Annotated in this window: 19 protein-coding genes; 11 read left to right on the top strand and 8 right to left on the bottom strand. The window is 31.5% G+C overall.

Annotated features, from left to right (window positions below; translation table 11 throughout):
• Positions 1–52 precede the first annotated feature (52 nt).
• Together BTO06_RS08225 and BTO06_RS08220 are read right to left on the bottom strand one after the other, a co-directional pair.
• Positions 53–1,105: an endonuclease gene (locus BTO06_RS08225; RefSeq protein WP_157811780.1), complete on the bottom strand. Its 1,053-nt coding sequence runs from the start codon at positions 1,103–1,105 to the stop codon at positions 53–55.
• A 3-nt stretch (positions 1,106–1,108) separates the two neighbouring features.
• Positions 1,109–2,320, bottom strand: a complete 1,212-nt coding sequence (locus tag BTO06_RS08220) for an RsmB/NOP family class I SAM-dependent RNA methyltransferase (RefSeq protein ID WP_100924841.1) — start codon at positions 2,318–2,320, stop codon at positions 1,109–1,111.
• Positions 2,321–2,381: 61 nt separating this feature from the next.
• Here BTO06_RS08220 and recG point away from each other — a divergent pair, with 61 nt between their 5' ends.
• A complete protein-coding gene (recG, locus tag BTO06_RS08215; protein ID WP_100924840.1) occupies positions 2,382–4,487 on the top strand; it encodes an ATP-dependent DNA helicase RecG in 2,106 nt (701 codons plus the stop codon).
• On the opposite strand, the gene BTO06_RS08210 is transcribed toward recG, so the two are convergent.
• Positions 4,480–5,337, bottom strand: a complete 858-nt coding sequence (locus BTO06_RS08210) for an alpha/beta fold hydrolase (protein ID WP_100924839.1) — start codon at positions 5,335–5,337, stop codon at positions 4,480–4,482. The two genes, recG and BTO06_RS08210, sit on opposite strands and share 8 nt — an antisense overlap.
• 35 nt (positions 5,338–5,372) lie before the next feature.
• Here BTO06_RS08210 and priA point away from each other — a divergent pair, with 35 nt between their 5' ends.
• From priA to BTO06_RS08190, 4 genes are all read left to right on the top strand, one after another.
• Positions 5,373–7,850, top strand: coding sequence for a replication restart helicase PriA (priA, locus tag BTO06_RS08205; RefSeq protein ID WP_232731538.1), 2,478 nt, complete (start codon positions 5,373–5,375; stop codon positions 7,848–7,850).
• A 441-nt stretch (positions 7,851–8,291) separates the two neighbouring features.
• The gene (locus tag BTO06_RS08200) at positions 8,292–8,852 is read left to right on the top strand and encodes an RNA polymerase sigma factor (RefSeq protein ID WP_100924838.1); all 561 of its coding nucleotides are present in this window, start codon (positions 8,292–8,294) and stop codon (positions 8,850–8,852) included.
• The gene (locus BTO06_RS08195; RefSeq protein ID WP_100924837.1) at positions 8,839–9,639 is read left to right on the top strand and encodes a hypothetical protein; all 801 of its coding nucleotides are present in this window, start codon (positions 8,839–8,841) and stop codon (positions 9,637–9,639) included. The genes BTO06_RS08200 and BTO06_RS08195 overlap by 14 nt, the downstream gene beginning before the upstream one ends.
• 57 nt (positions 9,640–9,696) lie before the next feature.
• Complete coding sequence (locus tag BTO06_RS08190; RefSeq protein ID WP_100924836.1) at positions 9,697–10,782, top strand: hypothetical protein; 1,086 nt, start codon at positions 9,697–9,699, stop codon at positions 10,780–10,782.
• A 12-nt stretch (positions 10,783–10,794) separates the two neighbouring features.
• Here the strand turns inward: BTO06_RS08190 and BTO06_RS08185 are convergent, their stop codons facing one another.
• Entirely contained in the window at positions 10,795–11,691 is an 897-nt protein-coding gene (locus BTO06_RS08185) for a sterol desaturase family protein (protein ID WP_100924835.1), read from the bottom strand.
• 111 nt (positions 11,692–11,802) lie between these two features.
• On the opposite strand from BTO06_RS08185, the gene rpsF reads away from it, so the two are divergent.
• The 3 genes from rpsF to rplI are packed head-to-tail and all read left to right on the top strand — an operon-like array spanning position 11,803 to position 12,912.
• The gene (rpsF, locus tag BTO06_RS08180; protein ID WP_100924834.1) at positions 11,803–12,144 is read left to right on the top strand and encodes a 30S ribosomal protein S6; all 342 of its coding nucleotides are present in this window, start codon (positions 11,803–11,805) and stop codon (positions 12,142–12,144) included.
• Positions 12,145–12,147: 3 nt separating this feature from the next.
• Complete coding sequence (rpsR, locus tag BTO06_RS08175) at positions 12,148–12,447, top strand: 30S ribosomal protein S18 (protein WP_198517162.1); 300 nt, start codon at positions 12,148–12,150, stop codon at positions 12,445–12,447.
• A 15-nt stretch (positions 12,448–12,462) separates the two neighbouring features.
• The gene (rplI, locus tag BTO06_RS08170) at positions 12,463–12,912 is read left to right on the top strand and encodes a 50S ribosomal protein L9 (RefSeq protein WP_100924832.1); all 450 of its coding nucleotides are present in this window, start codon (positions 12,463–12,465) and stop codon (positions 12,910–12,912) included.
• Positions 12,913–13,128: 216 nt separating this feature from the next.
• Here rplI and lysA read toward each other — a convergent pair whose 3' ends face one another.
• The 4 genes from lysA to BTO06_RS08150 all read right to left on the bottom strand — a co-directional run bounded on the left by lysA (position 13,129) and on the right by BTO06_RS08150 (position 17,539).
• On the bottom strand, positions 13,129–14,331 hold the full coding sequence (gene lysA / locus BTO06_RS08165; RefSeq protein ID WP_100924831.1) for a diaminopimelate decarboxylase: 1,203 nt from the start codon (positions 14,329–14,331) through the stop codon (positions 13,129–13,131).
• Positions 14,332–14,611: 280 nt separating this feature from the next.
• Entirely contained in the window at positions 14,612–15,850 is a 1,239-nt protein-coding gene (pepT, locus tag BTO06_RS08160) for a peptidase T (RefSeq protein ID WP_100924830.1), read from the bottom strand.
• A gap of 28 nt (positions 15,851–15,878) precedes the next feature.
• Entirely contained in the window at positions 15,879–16,433 is a 555-nt protein-coding gene (locus BTO06_RS08155) for a hypothetical protein (RefSeq protein ID WP_100924829.1), read from the bottom strand.
• Positions 16,430–17,539 carry a DUF3810 domain-containing protein gene (locus tag BTO06_RS08150; RefSeq protein ID WP_232731537.1) on the bottom strand — a complete coding sequence of 370 codons (1,110 nt, stop codon included), beginning with the start codon at positions 17,537–17,539 and terminating at the stop codon, positions 16,430–16,432. Before BTO06_RS08150 ends, BTO06_RS08155 begins: the two co-directional genes overlap by 4 nt.
• Positions 17,540–17,630: 91 nt before the next feature.
• On the opposite strand from BTO06_RS08150, the gene dnaB reads away from it, so the two are divergent.
• The 3 genes from dnaB to BTO06_RS08135 all read left to right on the top strand — a co-directional run bounded on the left by dnaB (position 17,631) and on the right by BTO06_RS08135 (position 21,417).
• The gene (gene dnaB, locus BTO06_RS08145) at positions 17,631–19,151 is read left to right on the top strand and encodes a replicative DNA helicase (RefSeq protein ID WP_100924828.1); all 1,521 of its coding nucleotides are present in this window, start codon (positions 17,631–17,633) and stop codon (positions 19,149–19,151) included.
• 73 nt (positions 19,152–19,224) lie between these two features.
• Complete coding sequence (locus tag BTO06_RS08140) at positions 19,225–20,484, top strand: asparagine synthetase B (RefSeq protein WP_198517145.1); 1,260 nt, start codon at positions 19,225–19,227, stop codon at positions 20,482–20,484.
• A gap of 87 nt (positions 20,485–20,571) precedes the next feature.
• Entirely contained in the window at positions 20,572–21,417 is an 846-nt protein-coding gene (locus BTO06_RS08135) for a transketolase (RefSeq protein WP_100924826.1), read from the top strand.
• Positions 21,418–21,636 lie beyond the last annotated feature (219 nt).

The following is a 21,636-nucleotide window of genomic DNA, read 5'->3' as shown; positions in this document are numbered from 1 at the left end:
TAAAATAGTAGTTAAACAAATTAAAAAAGTACCATAAAAAAGCACTTTTTTATTAATTGATGATAATTTTTTTGGTGGTAAAGTTTACATCACTACTTATCTTTAGAATGTAAAGTCCACTTGTTAAACTTCCAATTGTAAGTCTGTTATTTAGCAAAGTAGGATTCTTTTCAGAATACACTTCTTTTCCTAAAATAGAGAAAATCTTGATTTCAGTAATATTAGATTTTGAAGTCGTAATTGTGATATTTCCATTGTAAGATGGATTAGGAAATGCCTTTACATCAGCTAATATTCTAATATCATTTATACTCGCAGTAGCCCATCTATTTTCTGCCGCTGGACCACCCCAAATTTGAGTTGCTAAATTCGGATTATCAATAAACGGATTTCTGTTTCCTTGAGCATATTGATTAGCAATATTTTCGTGGTAATTATTTCTATTATCTTCAATCGTTGAAACTGGATCTTCCGCATTCCATTCCAAAAATAAATCAATCATATCATCTGGAGTTGCAGAAGAGCTTCCTACACCAACAGTACTAGGTAAACAACGATCTCCATAACGTAAATACATGTACATCATCATTCTTGCAATATCACCTTTCCATTCATCTCCAGGATACCAACCGCCAGCAACATCACCAGAATTTCCTGATCCATCTGCGAATGCTTTGTTCCCTCTTTGACTGTTGTATTGAACATCTGATGGGCGTAAGTGATGAGCATCTGATCCTGGACCAGAAGAGCCTAAATTTGGATTTCCTAAACTTCTTGGATATGTATGCTCTCTATTCCAATCACCTGAGTTTCCACCATTATCATTAATTCCTCTTGTTCTAGCTGTTGTTCCTGAACTCGAATATCCATAAATTAAAATAACTTGACTCGAGTTATCAGGATTTACATCAGTCACTTTACAAGCTTCCCAAACATCTGGTGTATAATCTAATTGATTACCGTGGGTGTTTATAATTTTTGTCGCCAACTCTTGTTTTAAAGCTAATCCCGATTTTGTTAAGTCAACATCATTATAATAACTCTGTTGAGCATTAATAGCAACGATAACTAATCCTAAAAAAACTGAAAGTAATTTTTTAATCATTTTTTATTTTTTTTGTAAAAGGGCCATGTAAAATCCATCAAAACCAGATTCATGAGAAAGCACTTTTTTATCTGACACAAAAGTGAAATCCTTTCCTAATTCTGATGCTAAAAATTGTTTAACTTGATTTTGATTTTCAGATGGTAGTACAGAGCAAGTAGCATAAACTAATTTACCGCCAGTTTTTACCATTCTTGAATAACTTTGTAGTACATCTTGTTGTACCTTTCTGATATTGTCTAGAAATTCAGGTTGTAATTTCCACTTACTATCAGGGTTTCTTCTAATAACTCCTAATCCAGAACAAGGAGCGTCAATTAAAACTCTATCAGCTTTGTTGTATAACTTTTTAATTGGTTTTGTAGAGTCAATAACTCTAAGATCGATATTGTGAACATTGTTTCTACGAGCTCTAACTTTTAGTTTTTTAAGTTTGCTTTCGTAAATATCCATTGCAACAATCTGACCTTTATTCTTCATTAAAGAAGCAAGGTGCAATGTTTTTCCGCCAGCACCAGCACAAGTATCAACAACTTTCATTCCTGGTTCAACATCCAAATAAGCTGCTACCATTTGAGAAGAAGCGTCTTGTACTTCAAAATAACCTTTTTTAAAGCATTCTGTTTTAAATACATTAGCACGTTCTACTAACTTTAACGCATCAGGATAGCCGTTGATAAATTCGGTGTCAATTCCCTCTTCACGTAATTTTTTTTGTAAAATTTCTTTTGAAGTGTTTAGTGTATTTGTCCTTAATATAACCTCAGCTTGTTTATTTAAAGAAGCAATTTCTTTGGTCCAAACTTGTTCTCCAAGTTCTTCAAGTCCTAAATTATCAATCCAATCAGGTATTGCTTCTCTAAATTTTCGAATTCTTGATAATTCATCGAATTTTCCTTTAATTCTTCTGGTAGGAGTTGGTTCAATTTGATTCCAATCTGGCAATTGAATTCCTCTTAAAACACACCATACTGAAAATAAACGCCATAAATCTTGACGAGAAAAAGGTTCTTTTACGTTAGCGATTTCTGCATAAAGACGCTTCCATCGAACTATTTCATAGATAGTTTCCGCAACAAATTTACGATCTCTTGCTCCCCATCTTTTATCTCTACGCAACGCAGTTTCTACTGCTTTATCTGCATAAACTCCTTCGTTGAAAATGTCTCTAATACTGTCAATTACTGCAAAAACTAGATTTCTATGTAACCTCATTTGTTATATTTAGGACGGCAAAGATACTACGATTTATTGGGTTTTTGTATTTTCGTTATGCATGAATTTAAATCAACCAATTACATACGTTAAAGGAGTTAGTGTTGCAAGAGCAGAATTGTTGTCCTCTGAGCTGGGAATTCGTACTTGTAACGATTTGCTTCATTTTTTTCCATATCGCTATATTGATAAAACACAGTTTTATACAATTAACCAATTGCATAAGAATACTGCTGAAGTTCAAGTTGTAGGAAAAATAACTGGAATTAAAACTGTAAAACAAAAAAGAGGTAGTAGGTTAGTAGCTACTTTTGCCGATGCAACTGGGCACATGGAATTGGTTTGGTTTAAAGGAGCAAAGTGGATAAAAGATAATTTAAAAATGAATGTTCCTTATGTTGTTTATGGTAAATTGAATTGGTACAATAACACGGCCAGTATGGCGCATCCTGAAATGGAATTAGTTTCAGAATATAAAAAGAAACTACAAACAGCGATGCAACCAATGTATTCTTCCACAGAAAAGTTAACAAATAAGGGAATGAGTAATAAATTAATGCGAACAATGATGCAGAATTTATTACAGCAAACTTTTGAAGGGATTGAAGAGAGTTTTTCTCCAGATTTTAGAAGTACTTATAAATTATTAGACAAAAAAGAGTCCATATTAAATATACATTTTCCGAAGGATCAAGAACTATTGGCTAAGGCCCAATACAGATTGAAGTTTGAGGAATTATTTTTTATCCAGCTTCAATTACTCGTGAAAAAGATGATCAATAAATCAAAAATTAAAGGTTTTGTTTTTGAGAATGTAGGAGCGTATTTTACAGATTTTTACAATAATCACTTACCATTTGATTTAACCAATGCGCAAAAAAGAGTACTGAAAGAAATACGTAAAGATTTAGGGAATGGTGCTCAAATGAATCGTTTATTACAAGGAGATGTTGGTTCAGGGAAAACAATAGTTGGACTATTGGTGATGTTGTTAGCCATTGATAATGGATTTCAGGCAACGTTAATGGCGCCAACTGAAATTTTAGCAACCCAACACTATAATGGAATTGATGAATTATTAAAAGATACTGAAATTAGGGTAGAGTTATTAACTGGTTCTACTAAAACAAAAAAGAGAAGAGAAATTCATGAAGGATTAGAGAATGGTTCAATTCATATACTCATTGGAACGCATGCGATTATTGAAGATAAAGTTCAGTTTAAAAGATTAGGTATAGCTATTATTGATGAGCAACATCGTTTTGGAGTTGCTCAAAGAAGTAAATTATGGAATAAAAGTTCAGAGAATGGTATTCCGCCTCATGTTTTAGTAATGACGGCAACTCCAATTCCTAGAACATTGGCGATGTCAGTTTATGGTGATTTAGATATTTCTGTAATTGATGAACTTCCTCCTGGAAGAAAAGCTGTAAAAACGGTTCATCGATATGATAGTCATCGATTAGGAGTTTTTAAATTCTTAAAAGATGAAATAGAAAAAGGTAGACAAGTTTATGTTGTTTACCCTTTAATTCAAGAATCTCAGGCCATGGATTATAAAGATTTGATGGATGGTTATGAAAGTATTTCAAGAGAGTTTCCTTCACCAAAATATCAAATTAGTATTGTTCACGGACAAATGAAGCCTGCTGATAAAGACTATGAAATGGATCGGTTTGTGCGAGGTGAAACGCAAATAATGGTAGCAACCACAGTTATTGAAGTAGGAGTTAACGTTCCTAATGCCTCGGTTATGGTTATTGAAAGTTCAGAGCGATTTGGTTTAAGTCAGTTACACCAGTTACGAGGTAGGGTCGGTCGTGGAGCAGATCAAAGTTATTGTATTTTACTTACAAGTTTTGAGTTGTCTTCGGATGCTAAAACTCGATTAAAAACAATGGTTGAAACCTCAGATGGATTTAAAATAGCGGAAGTTGATTTGAAATTACGTGGTCCAGGAAATATTATGGGAACGCAACAAAGTGGAGTTTTAAATCTGAAAATTGCAGATGTAGTTAAAGATAGTCCAATTTTATTTCAAGCGAGACAAGCGGCAATTAAGTTATTAAATGATGATCCTAGTTTATCCTCTAAAGAAAATTCTGTGGTTTTAAAAAGACTAACACAGTTACAACGTACCAGTGGTATTTGGAGTAAAATTAGTTAGATAATACCAAGTTAATCCATTCTTTAGGAGTTTCCAACATAGGAAAATGTCCTGAGTTTTCTAGAGGAAATAATTTATTATTTTTAATTTCTGTTGAAAGTAGTTCTGCTATTTTGAATACAGCAACCGGATCGTTTTTAGCCCAAACTATTTTGGTTTCAAGCTCAGTTTCTTTTAGTGCTCCAATCCATCTATGCCAGAAATAATAACGTTCATTAATGTAGTTCGATAGTCGGTGAATTATATCTTTTCCTTCATTATAGATTAATTGTTGCCACATTTCTTTTAATTCTTCATTGGTTACCTTTTGCTTATCAAAATATACATTTCGGATATTCTTTGTAAATATGAATTCGTTGGACAATTTAGCGACGTACTTTCCAGTAAACTTATTTTTAAGTAATTTTTGAATAAAGCGTAATTGAGAGAGTTCAATATGCATACTTCCGTTACATAAAATTAGTTTTTCAATGTTTACTGTTATATGCTTCTTATTATGTCTGGCTATTATTTCAGTGGCTACGCTAGTTCCATAATCGTGTGCGAGTAGGGTAAATTCATTAACCCCGAGAGTTTTCCATAATTGTAATGCAATATCTGCTTGTTCAATTAAGGAGTATGAAAAGTTTTTAGGTTTATCCGAAAAACCAAATCCTAAATGATCATGAATTATGACACGATACTCACTTGTAAGATTATCTAATACTTTATAGTAATCAAATGATGACGTTGGATATCCATGCAAAATTACCATGGTTTTATCGTTGTGTTTTCCTTCATCAATAACAAAAACTTCATTATCAAATATTTTAACAAATTCTCCTTTTTGTTTCCATTGATTAGCTGTCATAATTTCTAGGTATTATAAGCACAATGTAGTGAATTTTGCTTAGTTTTGAATTAGATTTAAATTGTTTAGCCATTTATTTTATTGATGTCATATTACCAATTCCGATACAAAAAACCTTCACGTATTCGGTAACTAAAGAAGAAGCTGATTTCTTAAAAACAGGAATGAGAGTAGCGGTTTCTTTTGGAAAGTCTAAAATGTATTCGGCATTAGTATTAAATATCCATCAAACGGCTCCAACTCTTTATGAGGCAAAAGAAATTCATCAAATTTTAGATGAAAGTCCAATTGTTACCGAAAAACAATTAAAACATTGGCAATGGATCTCTTCATATTACATGTGTTCTTTAGGAGATGTTTACAGAGCGGCGGTTCCTTCTGCCTTTCTTTTAGAAAGTGAAACAATTATATATAGAAATGAATCTTTCACAGATATTGATATTCTAACTGATGAAGAATATCTGATTTATGAAGCGCTACAAAGACAATCTCAATTAACACTGCATGAAATAGCTGAAGTTTTAGATAGAAAGAAAGTTCTTCCTATTATTAATCGATTAATAGAAAAGTCGGTTTTATATGTGAAAGAAGAAATTTATGAAACTTACAAACCGAAATTGGTGAAGTATGTTCGACTGCATAAAGATTATCAATCGGACGAAAGTCTACAAGAATTACTTTCAAAGCTTTCAAGAGCTAAAAAACAAAGAGATGTTGTATTAACATTTTTTCAATTAAAAACGGAAAAGAAGCCAATTAAAGCAAAGACATTGTCGGAAAAATCAGGTGTCTCTGCACAAATCATAAAAGCCCTAGTTGATAAAGAAGTTTTTGAGTTTTATCATATCCAAACGGATAGAGTTCAGTTTAAGGGAGATGAAAATCCTCTGAAGAACTTGAATGAATATCAAGTGAAAGCTTTAGATGAAATTGAAGAGAGTTTTAAAGAACATGATATTACATTGCTGCATGGTGTGACCAGTTCTGGAAAAACTGAAGTATATACAAAATTTATAAAAAAGGTTTTAGAAACCGGACAACAAGTTTTGTTTTTATTACCTGAAATTGCTTTAACAACTCAAATTATTAAGCGTTTACAAAATTATTTTGGAAATCAGATTTCTGTTTTTCATTCGAAATATTCTGTAAATGAAAGAGTAGAGGTTTGGAATAATGTATTAAATAATAAAGTAAAAGCTCAAATAATATTAGGAGCACGATCTACTATTTTTCTTCCGTTTTCAAATTTAGGTTTAATCATTGTTGATGAAGAACACGAGGTTTCTTACAAACAATTTGAACCATCGCCTAGATACAATGCGAGAGATGCAGCTGTGGTTTTAGGAAAATTGCATAAAGCTAAAATTTTACTAGGTTCGGCAACACCATCTATCGAGACAAAATTCAACGCAACTCAAAACAAATATGGATTGGTTCATTTGAATAGGCGACACGGAAATGTTCAAATGCCAAAAATTGAATTAATTGATATCAAGCAGAAAAGACGTAAGAAAGAAATGGTTGGTCATTTTTCTGATCGTTTAATTCAATTAATGAATGAGGTTTTGGAGGAAAAGAAACAGATAATTTTATTTCAAAACAGACGCGGATTTTCTCCTATTGTAGAATGTACAACTTGTGGACATTCTCCCCAATGTCCAAATTGTGATGTGAGTTTGACTTATCATAAATACAATAATCAGCTAAAGTGTCATTATTGTCACTATCAAAGAGCAATGCCAAATAGTTGTGGGGCTTGTGGAAACAGTACTCTTGATACAAAAGGTTTCGGAACAGAACAGATTGAACTAGAATTAAAAGAGTTGTTTCCAAATCATAATATTGGTCGTATGGATTCTGATACGACTAAAGGGAAGTTTGGTTATCAGAAAATAATTGAATCTTTTGAATCTCAAGAAATCGATATTTTAGTCGGTACACAAATGTTATCGAAAGGTTTAGATTTTAATAATGTTTTATTAGTAGGTATCCTAAGTGCCGATACCATGTTAAATTATCCTGATTTCCGAGCGCATGAAAGAGCTTTTCAGTTAATGGTACAAGTTTCTGGAAGAGCTGGTAGGTCACAGAAGCAGGGAATGGTTGCGATTCAAACCTATAATCCATATCATCAAATACTTCAGCAAGTTTCAACCAATAGTTATGGAGAAATGTATGCTGAACAATTACAAGATCGTTGGCAATATCATTATCCTCCTTATTATAGGTTAATTAAAATAACTTTAAAGCACAGAGACTACACAAAGGTAAATGAGGGTATAAATTGGTTAGCAAGAGCTTTACAGAATGTTTTTTTTGAAAATGTTTTGGGACCAACTGCACCAGCTGTCTCAAGAGTGAGAAATCAATACATTAAGAATTTAATGATTAAAATTCCACCGAAACAATCATTAGCTAAAACAAAAGAACACCTTCAAAAAATAAAAACCACATTTGAGGCGGTGAAAGAGTTTCGTCCAATACGATTTATCGTGGATATTGATGCTTACTAATTTTCTATAAAATTCATTTTTTTATTCAGATTAATTTTAAACGGTTTAGAAATAAATTAAAATCATTAAACATGTTTAGCATTTTTTGTGTTTGTTGATGTTTTTTTTGTGTTATTGATTGTTTTAAGTATTTGTTAATCAGTTTTTTATATGTTTTTTTTATTCTTGTAGAAATAGTTGAATCTTAAACAGAATAATTAGTATTTAAGTGTTTAAAAGGGGGGTTTTCCTGTATTATAAAACAAAGATTTGATTAATTTTATCATAGTAAAAATTTAACTTCATTCCCCCTTCGGTCACTACTGCTTCGATCAAGTGACGTTTAAACCTTCTAGCCCTCACTAGAAGGTTTTTATATTTTTTAATTTTTTTTCATCTTCGGGCAACCAAATTTAAAATGCTCTCGTCTTTATATTTGTGAGACAATATTAACAGAAAACTTTGAAGATAATTTCTCTACATACTACTCAAGCTTCTTTAATCGAGAAAGCACAAAAACAGAATAGAGATGCACAAAAACAATTGTTTGAAATGTATTCACCCAAAATGTTAGGTGTTTGTAGGCAGTATGTTAAAGATTTACATCATGCAGAAGATTTAATGCTTTCAGGGTTTTTAAAAGTTTTTACGAATATTAAATCTTTTAAAAATGAAGGAAGTTTTGAAGGATGGATTCGTAGAATTATGGTTAATACTTGTATTACATATCTTAGAAAAAGAAATGTAATTCAATATACTGATGAAGATTATTTATTTTCAGAATTATCAACTGAAAATCTTGAAAATACTTCTGTTGAAGATATTCAATGTCTTATAGATCAATTACCCGAAGGATATAAAATGGTCTTTAATTTATATGCTATCGAAGGTTACAAACATGCTGAAATTGCCAAGAAACTTAATATTTCAGAAAGTACATCGAAGTCGCAATTATTCAAAGCAAGAAAATGGTTGCAAACTAATTATATTAAATTGAATGAAGTGAGTCATGGAGGAAAATAAGATAGATCAAATTATAAAAGAGAAATTTAACGATAGAGTGATAACTCCATCGGGTTCATCATGGGAAAGATTAGAGAGCATGATGGATGAACAAAAAGGTAAATCAAAAAAGAAATATTATCATTTCATAAGTATTGCAGCAAGTATTATACTGTTATTTGGTATTTTCTTTGGATTAAATACAAATCAAATAGAAGAAATTAAGAATAAGTCATTCGAAGAACAAATAATTGTAACAGTTCCAGAAAATATAAATGAGGAGAAAAATACTTTAGTGGTTGAAGTTGATAATGAAAAACAAAATGATATTGAAGTAACCTCAAAGGAGACTCAGGTTGATAGAGAAAATAAATTTATAAAGCCTAACATAATAGATAGTTCAGTTAAAAAGAAGCTAGAAATTGTTCATGTAAATAAGAAAATAGAACCAGTCGAGAGCAATATGGAAGTTGTTGCAATTACAAGTGAAAATAAAAATATTGAATCAATAGCTGAGAATAAATCCATCAGACGTGTAAAGGTAAATGCAGAAGATTTACTTTTTGCCGTGACGCATTCACCAGATGAAGTAAAAGAATACTATGTAAATTTGAAAATGAAAAGAAGTGATGTTCTGGATAGTATAAAAATAAAGTTGAACAAATCTAACTTAGAAATTAATCCAGAAATAATTCTTGCTGAAGTAGAACGTTCAATTGAAGATGATGCTTATCAAGGAAATTTCAAAAATAATTTAGGAAGAAAAATATCGGATATAATAGTTGCTGTAGCAAACAGAAACAAATAAGTACTTAACAATAGGCAGTCAGCCAAAGGAAAATTTAATAAACTTAAAAATTTAAAAATGATTAAAAGAATACTAATTTTATTGGTGCTTCTAGGCACAACTTATGCCCAAGCTCAAGAGAAAACATTTGAGAAAGAGGTGAGTAAAATATCAAAGGAAATAGAGAGGATTACAAAGGTGCACAAAGATTCTTTAAAGAGAAAAGTAAAACAAATTAATGAGAAGCTCGACAATAAAAAAATAGAGTTTACTGAAGCTGAAAAGTTAAAGAAAGAAGCTGCCGCATACCATGCTGGTCAAATTGAAAAACTAGTAAGCATTCAAGAGCAAAAATTACAAGAATTAGTTCAAGATAAAACCGATGGTAGAATAGCAAGTGAAGATGACGAAGACTATGATACATTTACAATAGGAAAGAGAACGTTCCGTTTTAAAATGTTTGAAGACGATGATGACAGCGACGATAGTTCGTGGTTTACAAAAAGGCGTCGAAGAAACAAAAGAACAACTACCCAGTTTGTATTTGCACTGGGTGTAAACAATGTTCTCGTTAATAATGATTTTGGTTCTTTGAATAGTTCAGATTACAGGTTTTGGCAATCACATTTCTATGAGCTTGGTTTTACATGGAAAACCAGGTTATCAAAACAACCTTCAAAAGCATATTTTAAGTACGGATTTTCATTTTTATGGAATAATTTAAGAGCTGATAATAATAGATTTCATGAGGTGAATGGAGATGAAACGAATTTAGTAGTCAATCCAAATTCGTTAACCGAAAGTCGATTACGTCATGTTCAAATGACTTTTCCAATGCATTTTGAATTGGATTTTTCAAAGAACAGGGTGTATTCAGATGATGAGATTGTCGATAGAACTCATCAAGATGTAAGAATTGGATTAGGAGGTTTCTTTGGGTTTAAATTAGGAACACGTCAATATTTAGAATATGTGAACGAACAAGGAATTACAGTAGAGGAAGTACAAAAGGCAAATTTCAATATGAATACTGTCAATTATGGATTAAGTGCATACATTGCTTATAAAGGAATAGGTCTATATGCTAAATACGATTTAAATCCACTTTTTCAAAACACGAATATTAGAAATATTTCGTTAGGTTTACGTTTTGATATAAATTAAAAAAAGAGAGTTTTATTGCTCTCTTTTTTGTTTTTGTTCCCATTTTTTTCTTAAATCTGTTGAAAGAATTCCCGTACCATCGTGCCTCCATCCTGGAGGTTTTAAAAGGTATAATATCTTTTTAGCCACTGAAGTTTTACTACTAAAAACATCTTTCAACATATGATACCATTCCATAAAAGCAACTTTTACAGGATTATAGGTTTCAATATTTTTAACTAAACCATAAATTGGTTTTTCAACTTCTGGTTCAAAGGTACCAAAGAGTTTATCCCAAATGATAAATATTCCTGCGTGATTTCGGTCTAAATACTGAGGGTTTGTTGCATGATGAACCCTATGATGACTAGGTGTATTAAATATAGCCTCGAACCAGTTTGGAAGTTTAGTAATTAATTCCGTATGAATCCAATATTGATATAATAAACTAATGCTCATCTGAACCAATACCATTACTGGATGAAATCCAATGATAATAAGAGGTAACCAAAAAATAAATGTATAAAAACTACCTGTCCAAGTTTGACGAAGCGCTGTACTTAAATTGTATTTCTGTGAAGAATGATGTACAATATGACTGGCCCAGAACAATCTGCTTTCGTGGGCTATTCTGTGATTCCAATAATACACAAAATCTTCGGCAAACAATAAAATAAACCAAGCCCACCAAGTAAATGGAATCGTTATTAATCGGAATTGGTATAACCATATAAAAAGAGCAAGAGTTACACCTTTTGTTAGTAAACCAATGGCAACATTTCCTAATCCCATGGAAATCGAGGTAAAGGCATCCTTAAACTCGTATTCATCGAGTTTAATTTTTACAGTTAAAATAGCTTCAATAATCACTGTAATTACAAACACAGGTATTGCGTAATGTATTAAATTTGGTATTTCTGGAATTTCCATTAGAAAGGGTTTTGTTATGGAAAGATACTAAAAATGTAAAATAAATTTACATAATTATGTTATAAAGGGAAAAACTAGTATATTTGCAGGCTTAAAAATAAATTAATAATTATGAATCATTACGAAACTGTTTTCATTTTGAATCCCGTTTTATCTGAAGGTCAGATAAAGGAAACAGTAAAAAAGTTCGAAGACTATTTGGTTTCTAAAGGTGCAGAAATGATCCACAAAGAAGATTGGGGGCTTAAGAAATTAGCTTATCCAATTCAAAAGAAAAAAAGTGGTTTCTATCACTTATTTGAGTACAAAGTAGCTGGTGAGGTTATCTCTCCGTTTGAATTAGAATTTAGACGCGACGATAGCATTATGCGTTATTTAACTGTAAAGTTAGACAAACATGCTGCTGCTTGGGCTGAAAAGAGAAGAGAACGAGTTAAATCTGCAAAAAAGTAATCAATTATGTCATCAATTGAACAACAAGCAAAAGGAAACAAGCAGGGAGAAGTACGTTACTTAACTCCGCTTGACATTGAAACTAAAAAGGAAGCTAAATACTGTCGTTTCAAAAGAAATGGAATTAAGTATATCGATTACAAAGATCCTGATTTCTTAATGTACTTAGTAAACGAACAAGGTAAAATTTTACCAAGACGTTTAACAGGAACTTCATTAAAATATCAACGTAAAGTAGCGCAAGCAATTAAAAGAGCTCGTCACTTAGCTTTAATGCCATACGTTGGTGATATGTTAAAATAATAAAGAAGTAGAAACATGGAATTGATATTAAAACAAGACGTAGAAAATTTAGGTTTTAAAGATGATGTAGTAACTGTAAAGAATGGTTACGGTCGTAATTACCTAATACCTCAAGGATATGCAATTTTAGCTACTTCTTCTGCTAAAAAAGTATTAGCTGAAAACTTAAAGCAACGTGCTTTTAAAGAAGCTAAATTAGTTGAAGATGCTAACAAGGTAGCTGAAACAGTTAAAGGATATGAAATCAAAATCGCTTCTAAAGTTGGTTCTGGTGATAAGTTATTCGGTTCTGTAAATAACATTGATGTTGCAGAAGCTTTAGCTAAACAAGGTACTGAGATTGATAAGAAATTTATTAAAGTTACTGGTGGAAATGTGAAAAGATTAGGTAAGTATAATGCTGCCGTTCGTTTACACAGATCTGTAGTTGTAGATATTACTTTTGAGGTAGTAGCTGAGAAATAGTAACAGCATAATATTATTATGACAAAAAGTACATCGTATGATGTACTTTTTTTTGGGTTAAAAATATCTTAGAAATAGAATATAGGGTGTTTTTCCTGTGGGTTAAATTAAATATTAACTGATATTTGTTTGAACATTTACATACTTTATATAATTTTTTAGGGGATTATTAATTATATAAAAAAGAAACTCTGACTGTACGGTCAGAGTTTTATTTTAAATTACAAGTTCTTGATTTTTGAGGATATCTTCAAAAGTTTCTCTTTTTCGAATTACATAATCTTTACCTTGATGAATCATAACTTCCGCAGGACGATATCTAGAATTATAATTGGATGCCATTGAGAAACAATAGGCGCCAGAATTAGAAAAACATAGCACATCTTCTTCACGGATTTCGTTTAATCTTCTATTGGTGCCAAAAGTATCAGTTTCGCAAATGTAGCCTACAATACTGTAAAAGCGCTCTCTTCCTTTAGGATTTGACAAGTTTTCTATTTTATGGTAAGAACCGTAGAACATAGGACGAATTAAATGATTTAAACCACTATCAATTCCCGCAAACACAGTTGATGTTGTTTGTTTGATCACATTTACAGATGCTAAGAAATATCCTGCTTCACTTACTAAGAATTTTCCAGGCTCGAACATTAAAGTTAAATCTTTGCCATATTCTTTACAGAAATCATTAAATCTTTTAGTCAAATGTTTCCCTAAATCTTCGATATTAGTAGCAATATCTCCTTTTTTATATGGAACTTTAAACCCACTCCCGAAATCAATAAAGTCAATATTATTAAACTGTTTAGCAACATCAAACAATATCTCAGTTGCCATTAAAAAAGTATCTACATCTAAAATGTCAGATCCAGTATGCATATGTATTCCGTTAATATGCATTCCAGTATTTTCGACAACTCTTTTAATATGTGGCACTTGGTGAATTGATATTCCGAATTTTGAGTCGATATGTCCGACAGAGATTTTAGAATTTCCTCCAGCCATCACATGCGGATTTATTCTAATACAAACAGGAATTCCTGGATGCTTTTGACCAAATAATTCCAAAATTGATAAATTGTCTATATTGATTTGAACACCGAGTTTCGCTACATCTTCTATTTCTTTTAAAGAAACTCCATTTGGAGTATAGATGATATCTTTGGGCTCGAAACCAGCTAATAATCCAAGTTTAACTTCTTGGATTGAAACTGTATCCAATCCACTTCCCAATTGATTAAACACCTTCAATATATTAACATTAGATAATGCTTTAGTAGCGTAGTTTATCTTTATGTTTTTTACTTTAGAAAATGCTTTGGTAATACGTTTATATTGAGATGTTATTTTATCAGTGTTATAAACATATAATGGGCTACCATGTTTTTTAGCCAGTTCTAAAAGTAAATTTCTATCCATTTTATTCAATTTAAGGCGTCAAAAGTAGTAGATAACAGAAGGAAAAAAAATGAAATTGGAGAATATAACACAATTCAATTTTGTGTAAAATAATATACGAGATGTTAATTTAAGAAAAAAACAACAAAATAGCTTGTTTTTATTGTGCTACAACGCTTATATTTGCTTTGAAATGAATATCAATTCGTTATTAGTTATTGATTTTATTTTAATGGGAGGTTAATTAAAAACTCCAGTCTAGGACTGGAGTTTTTTCATTTTTAGATATTTACAAAATTTATTATTTGAATTTTTCACTAACTTTTTGAGCAATTCCTACAATTACTTGACTTGCTTTCATAATGGATTCCACAGGCACATATTCATATCTCCCATGAAAGTTATGACCTCCAGCGAATATATTCGGACAAGGTAGTCCCATATATGACAGCTGTGAACCGTCGGTTCCTCCACGTATTGGCTTAATTAAAGGTGTAATGTTCATTTCTTTCATCACTTCTTCAGCGATATCCACAATATACATTACAGGTTCAACTTTTTCTTTCATATTAAAATATTGATCTTTAATTTGAACCTGAATTGCATCTTTTCCTAATTGCTCATTTAATTTCTTAGCGGTAGAAAGCATTAATTCTTTACGTTCATTAAAAAGATTCAAATCATGGTCTCTAATGATATATTTTAAAACAGTTTGTTCAACTTTTCCTTCCATTGAATGTAAATGGAAGAACCCTTCATAACCTGTTGTTTTTTCAGGAACTTCGTTTTCTGGTAAAGCTTTGATGAAATCGCTAGCAATGGTCATAGAATTTACCATTTTTCCTTTTGCATATCCTGGATGTACAATTTTACCATTAACTGTAACAACGGCTCCAGCTGCATTGAAGTTTTCATATTCTAATTCACCAATCTGACTTCCATCCATTGTGTAAGCCCATTGTGCACCAAATTTTTCCACATCAAATCTATGAGCACCTTTTCCAACTTCTTCATCTGGTGTAAAACAGATTCTGATTTTACCATGTTTAATGTCTGGGTTTTGAATTAAATATTCCATCGCAGAAACAATTTCTGTAACACCAGCTTTATCATCAGCACCTAATAAAGTTGTTCCGTCAGTTGTAATAATTGTTTGACCTTTGTATTGCAATAAATCTTCGAAATATGATGGAGATAAAACAATATTTTGCTCTTTATTTAAAATAATATCCTCTCCATCATAGTCGTGGTGAATTTGAGGTTTTACATTTGCTCCTGTGAAATCTGGACTTGTATCGATGTGTGCCACAAAACCAATGGTTGGAACATCATAATCAATATTACTTGGTAACGAGGCCATTAAATAACAGTTCTCATCTAATTCTACATCTTTCATTCCAATTTCTTTAAGCTCCTGTTCTAAAATACGAGCTAAATTCCATTGTTTTTCAGTACTTGGAAACTTAGGGTTGTTTGGGTCAGATTCCGTATCAATCGTTACATATTTTACAAATCTGTCAATTATATGCTGTTTGTTCATTCTTTTATTTTTAAAGTTCAAAAATAACTTATTTCAAATGTATTTTTTCAATTAATTTTAGTGCAGTACAGATTCTTTCATTAACTAATGAATCTCCATAAATTTCAGTTTTTGCATGTAAAAACCCTCGATCAGCCTTTGAGAAAATATTTAACACGTGGTAATCAAACTTGCCTTGTTTTCCCTTGGTTAAATTGTAATATCCTTCACCTTTATTAAATCGAATTTTTTTAGATTTTAATTCAATTAATTTCATCTTTAGATTTTCTTTCTTTATTCTTTCAATAAATGAGTCATCTATGTTAATTGGATTGAAAACAAATGAGGCGTCAAGGATAATCGAGTTAGTTAGTGTTTTAGTTGTATCTGCTGAATAAACCGACGAAACTGCATCGTCATAATATAAATTAGTCTTCCAATTTTTTGGTAATTCAATTACAAAATTGTTTTTAAAATCAATTACCTCTTCCAAACCATTTGGAGTATTGACATTACAATTGAAATCTTTGTCAAAGTTATAATTAGAATTACAAGATGTTATTAAAATAGAAATTACAGCTAAAATAAGATTTACTTTTTTCATGGTTTATTTTGTTCTTTGTATGCAATTAACAAATCTACGACATAGCTATAAGACTCAATACCTTTAGTTTGATTATTTGCTTTAAGATATGAATTATACCCTTTTTTCAGGTATGGTTCAATAGGGTTTTCAAATTGTTTCCAAAAGTCATAATTGTCTTTAAGTTCCTTCCGTATACCTTTATTGATTTTTAACCAGTATTGTTTGAATAATTCCGGTTCTCTTTTTCGAAGTTCTCTAATACAATATCTTAATGCCATTCTGTATCCAGAATATTTAAAATATATATCATCACTAGCTACTGACGCCAAAAAGCCTATAAAATTCGCTTCATTTTCTGCAGACCAACCGATTTGATGAGCAACTTCATGGCAAGCAGTTGCAGGCATTCCTGCTTTAGGAATCATACTATTTACTTGTGCTTCTCCAGTAATAGGATTTAAGTATCCTGAAGTTCCATTATAGGATTGGAATAAACTAACAATAGAATTTTTTATTGATGGACTTTTATATTCCAATATAGGAAATTGAGTGCTCAGATTTGTGTAAGCATTAGAAACTTTATTATAGATTTCTTTGTTTGTGTAAGGAACAATAATTTTAACTGTATCATTTCCCGAAATAGTAGTTTGAATACTATTTAAAATATCAATAAAACTACTTGTCGTTTCAATGAGTTGTTCAGTAGTATATTTAGAAGATTTTAAGTTAAGTTTCTTAGCAAGAGGTTCCCGAAAATAGTTTAGTCCCCAGGCTACATAAAAAAAACCGTAAATAATTGAAAGAAATGCAATAAAACGTATTGATTTTTTCAGTAAATTACGGAGTCTTTGTTTAATCAATTTGTAAGTTTCAAATACAAATAAACATATTAAAATCAAACCCATAAGGTCCCCAAAGGAAATAGGTAACCAACCAAAAATTAAACGTAAAAATCTGGATATGTAAGGATATATTCCATTAGAATAATATTCTTCAATTAAGTTTGTTTTATTACTTATAAAGTTTATGAAAATCACTTGTATAGGCAATAAAATAGCAAGAAAAACAGTTTTTTTATTATAGTTCATTTTACCAAAAATAGGAAGATATAATGTTATTAACATACTAATAACAGTTTTGTTTACACTTTTTGTGAACAAAGAAAATCAACATAAGCTGATACAAATATCAATGTAAAAAATTACTTTTGCTCACATGGAGAAAACGCAAAGTTTACGAGGAACTAAGATTGATAAATCTAGAATAATAAATCTAGAAAAAGGAAAGTTACCACCACAGGCTTTAGATCTTGAAGAGGCTGTTTTAGGAGCTATGATGATTGACAAGAAAGGAATTGATGAGGTAATTGACATTTTACACCCTGAAGCATTCTATGATAGACGTCATCAGGAAATTTATAATGCAATCTATACGCTTTTCCAAAATTCAGAACCAATCGATTTAAGAACAGTTGCCCATAGATTACGAAGTGATGGAAAATTAGAAATTGCAGGAGGTGATTTTTACTTGATAAATCTTACTCAAAAAGTTGCTTCTTCTGCACATATCGAATTCCACTCTAGAATTATACTTCAGAAATATATTCAACGTAGATTAATCTCTATTTCTTCCGAAATTATTGAAAGTGCTTATGACGAAACAACAGATGTTTTTGATTTATTAGATGAGGCCGAAGGAAAATTATTTGAAGTAACACAAGGAAACTTAAAAAAAGGAGCAGAGGGAGCTGGATCATTAGTTCAGCAAGCAATTAATAAAATTCAGGAAATTTCGAATCAAGAAGGAATGAGTGGTTTGGCAACTGGATTCACAAAGTTAGATGCATTAACATCAGGTTGGCAACCAACCGATTTAATTATCATCGCGGCTCGTCCTGGTATGGGAAAAACGGCATTTGTAATTTCGATGGCTAAAAATATGGCAATCGATTTTAATCATGCAGTCGCAGTGTTCTCTTTAGAGATGTCATCAGTACAGTTAATTACGCGTATGATTTCATCAGAAACTGGATTAACTTCTGAAAAACTTCGTAAAGGAAATTTAGAGCCTCACGAATGGGAGCAATTAAATGTAAAGGTTAAAAAACTTTCAGATGCTCCAATATTTATTGATGATACTCCTGCATTATCAATTTTTGATTTACGTGCAAAAGCTAGACGTTTAGTTTCTCAGCATAATGTTCGTATTCTAATTATCGATTATTTACAGTTAATGACTGCTGGTGGAGCAGGTGGAAATCGTGAACAGGAAATTTCTACCATTTCGCGAAATTTAAAGGCATTGGCAAAAGAATTAAATGTGCCTGTTATTGCATTATCACAGTTATCACGTTCGGTTGAAACACGTGGAGGAAGTAAAAGACCTTTATTATCCGATCTTCGTGAATCTGGAGCGATTGAGCAAGATGCCGATATTGTTTCGTTCATTTTCCGTCCAGAATATTATGGAATGACAGAATGGGATGATGATGATCATTCACCATGTGAGGGACAAGGAGAGTTTATTGTTGCGAAACACCGTAACGGTGGATTGGATAATATTCGTTTAAAGTTTACAGGACACTTAGCAAAATTCTCAGATTTAGAAGAAGGATTTAGTAGTGAGTTCCAATCGAGTATGAATTCATTTTCATCTGATGTCTTACCTTCAGCTCAAGACGCATTCGGATCACCAGAACGATCAAATGATAATTTTAACGATGATGTTCCCTTTTAATAAGTCGTTACAATCTTAAAAATATATTAAATACACAATTGCTTACTAGTAATTGTGTATTTTAGTTTTCAATATGAAGAAATACATTTTTTTACTCTCATTAATATTATTTTCAAAGTCGCTTTGGGCTTCGTTTATTTATTTACCAATGAGTCATGATAATCAAAAGAATCATTTAAAAGCATACGGAATAGTTTATTATGCTTTACAGAATGGCTTAAAAGCAAAATGGCTGTTAAACTATGATGGAGGAGCTTTTTTAATTGAAAATAATGAAGCTATTGTGAATGAATGTAAGATTCGTGGTGTTTCATATCAAGAAATTTCAGATGCTAAATCTCAATTAATTCTAGAAGAAATTTCTTCGCCAAGTAAAAATCAAGAAGCAGTAACGTTGGAAAAAGCTCCAAAAATTGCTGTTTATTCTCCAAAGGATAAAATGCCTTGGGATGATGCTGTTACAATGGTTTTAACATATGCAGAGATTCCGTTTGACGTGGTTTATGATGAAGAAGTACTGAATGATAAATTATTACTTTATGAATGGCTTCATTTACATCATGAAGATTTTACAGGACAATATGGTCGTTTTTACGGAGCTTTCCGAACAGCACCTTGGTATATTCAACAAAAGAAAGATGCAGAAGCTTTAGCAACTAAATTAGGATACTCAAAGGTTTCAGAAGCGAAGAGAGATGTAACTTTAAAAATCAGAGATTATGTTATTGGAGGTGGATTTATGTTTGCTATGTGTTCTGCAACCGATAGTTTTGACATTGCACTCGCTGCAGATGGAGTTGATATTTGCGAGGCGATGTTTGATGGAGATCCTTCAGAACCAAATTATCAGTCGAAACTAAATTTCAACAAAACCTTTGCTTTTTCTGACTTTGAATTAATAAGAAATCCAACAACCTACGAGTTTTCATCAATTGATATGACTCGTAAAAGAAGAATTCGACAAGAGTCAGATTATTTTGTGTTGAAAGAGTTTTCTGCAAAATGGGATCAAGTCCCTACAATGTTATGTCAAAATCATACTCAGGTAGTAAAAGCATTTATGGGACAAACTACTTCTTTCGATAGAAGAAATGTGAAATCGACGGTGATGGTTCTTGGAGAAAACACTACAAATTCAGAAGCTCGTTATATTCATGGAACCAAGGGAAAAGGAATGTTTACTTTTTATGGAGGTCATGATCCAGAAGATTACAGACACAGAGTTGGTGATCCAAAAACAGAGTTAGATTTGCATCCAACTTCACCAGGATATCGATTAATTCTTAATAATGTATTATTTCCAGCGGCTAAAAAGAAGAAGCAGAAAACCTAATATGTTAATAACTATTCATTAAAAGCGAGTTTTCCATATTTTCATATCGAACACTTTTGTATTTTTGCCGGTATTAAACATAACAAAATGTCAACAACACAACAACTTCAAGACTTTACACAACAAGTTCGTCGAGATATTTTACGCATGGTACATGCCGTTAATTCTGGTCACCCAGGAGGATCATTAGGATGTGCTGAATTTATTTCTTGTTTATATCAAGAAATCATGGATTATAGCACTGATTTTGATATGGATGGTAGAAATGAAGATATGTTCTTTTTATCAAACGGACATATTTCACCTGTATATTACAGTGTGTTATCTCGCAGTGGTTTTTTCCCTGTTGAAGAATTAGCAACGTTTAGAAAGCTCGATTCTCGTTTACAAGGTCACCCAACTACTCACGAACATTTACCAGGAATTAGAATTGCTTCTGGTTCATTAGGACAAGGAATGAGTGTTGCTATTGGTTCAGCAGAAGCTAAAAAGTTAAATGGAGATGATAAAATTGTCTATTCCTTACACGGAGATGGGGAATTACAAGAAGGACAAATTTGGGAAGCAGCAATGTATGCTTCAGCAAAAAAAGTAGATAATTTAATTTCAACGGTTGATGTTAACGAAAAGCAAATTGATGGTACAACTGATGATGTATTAGCAATGGGTAGCTTAAAAGCTAAGTTTGAAGCTTTTGGTTGGGATGTATTAGAAGTTAAAGAAGGAAATGACATAGAAGCTATTTTAGTAGGCTTAAAAGAAGCGAAAACTAGAACCGGAAAAGGAAAGCCGGTTTGTATTTTATTATATACAGAAATGGGTAATGGTGTAGATTTTATGATGCACACACACGCTTGGCATGGAAAAGCTCCTAATGATGAGCAATTAGCTTCAGCTTTAGAGCAAAATCCTGCAACTTTAGGTGATTACTAATTAGTAATGAATATAATATTTTGAAACGCTGTAACTTACGAGTTACAGCGTTTCTTTTTTTAATAATATTAACAAACTCACGTAAACAAAAGCGTATTTTTACGTCAGAGTTGAACAAATCAATTTATTAATAAAGCCGTCATAAATTTTGTAACTTCTCTCTTTTTGAAGATGAAAATTTATGATGATTGCTGATTAGATTCAAAATCTAGTATTTTA

The organism is Tenacibaculum sp. SZ-18 (assembly GCF_002813915.1).
Lineage (GTDB): Bacteria > Bacteroidota > Bacteroidia > Flavobacteriales > Flavobacteriaceae > Polaribacter.
Note: the sequence above shows the minus strand (reverse complement) of the source record. Positions and strands in the feature narration are given on the sequence as shown.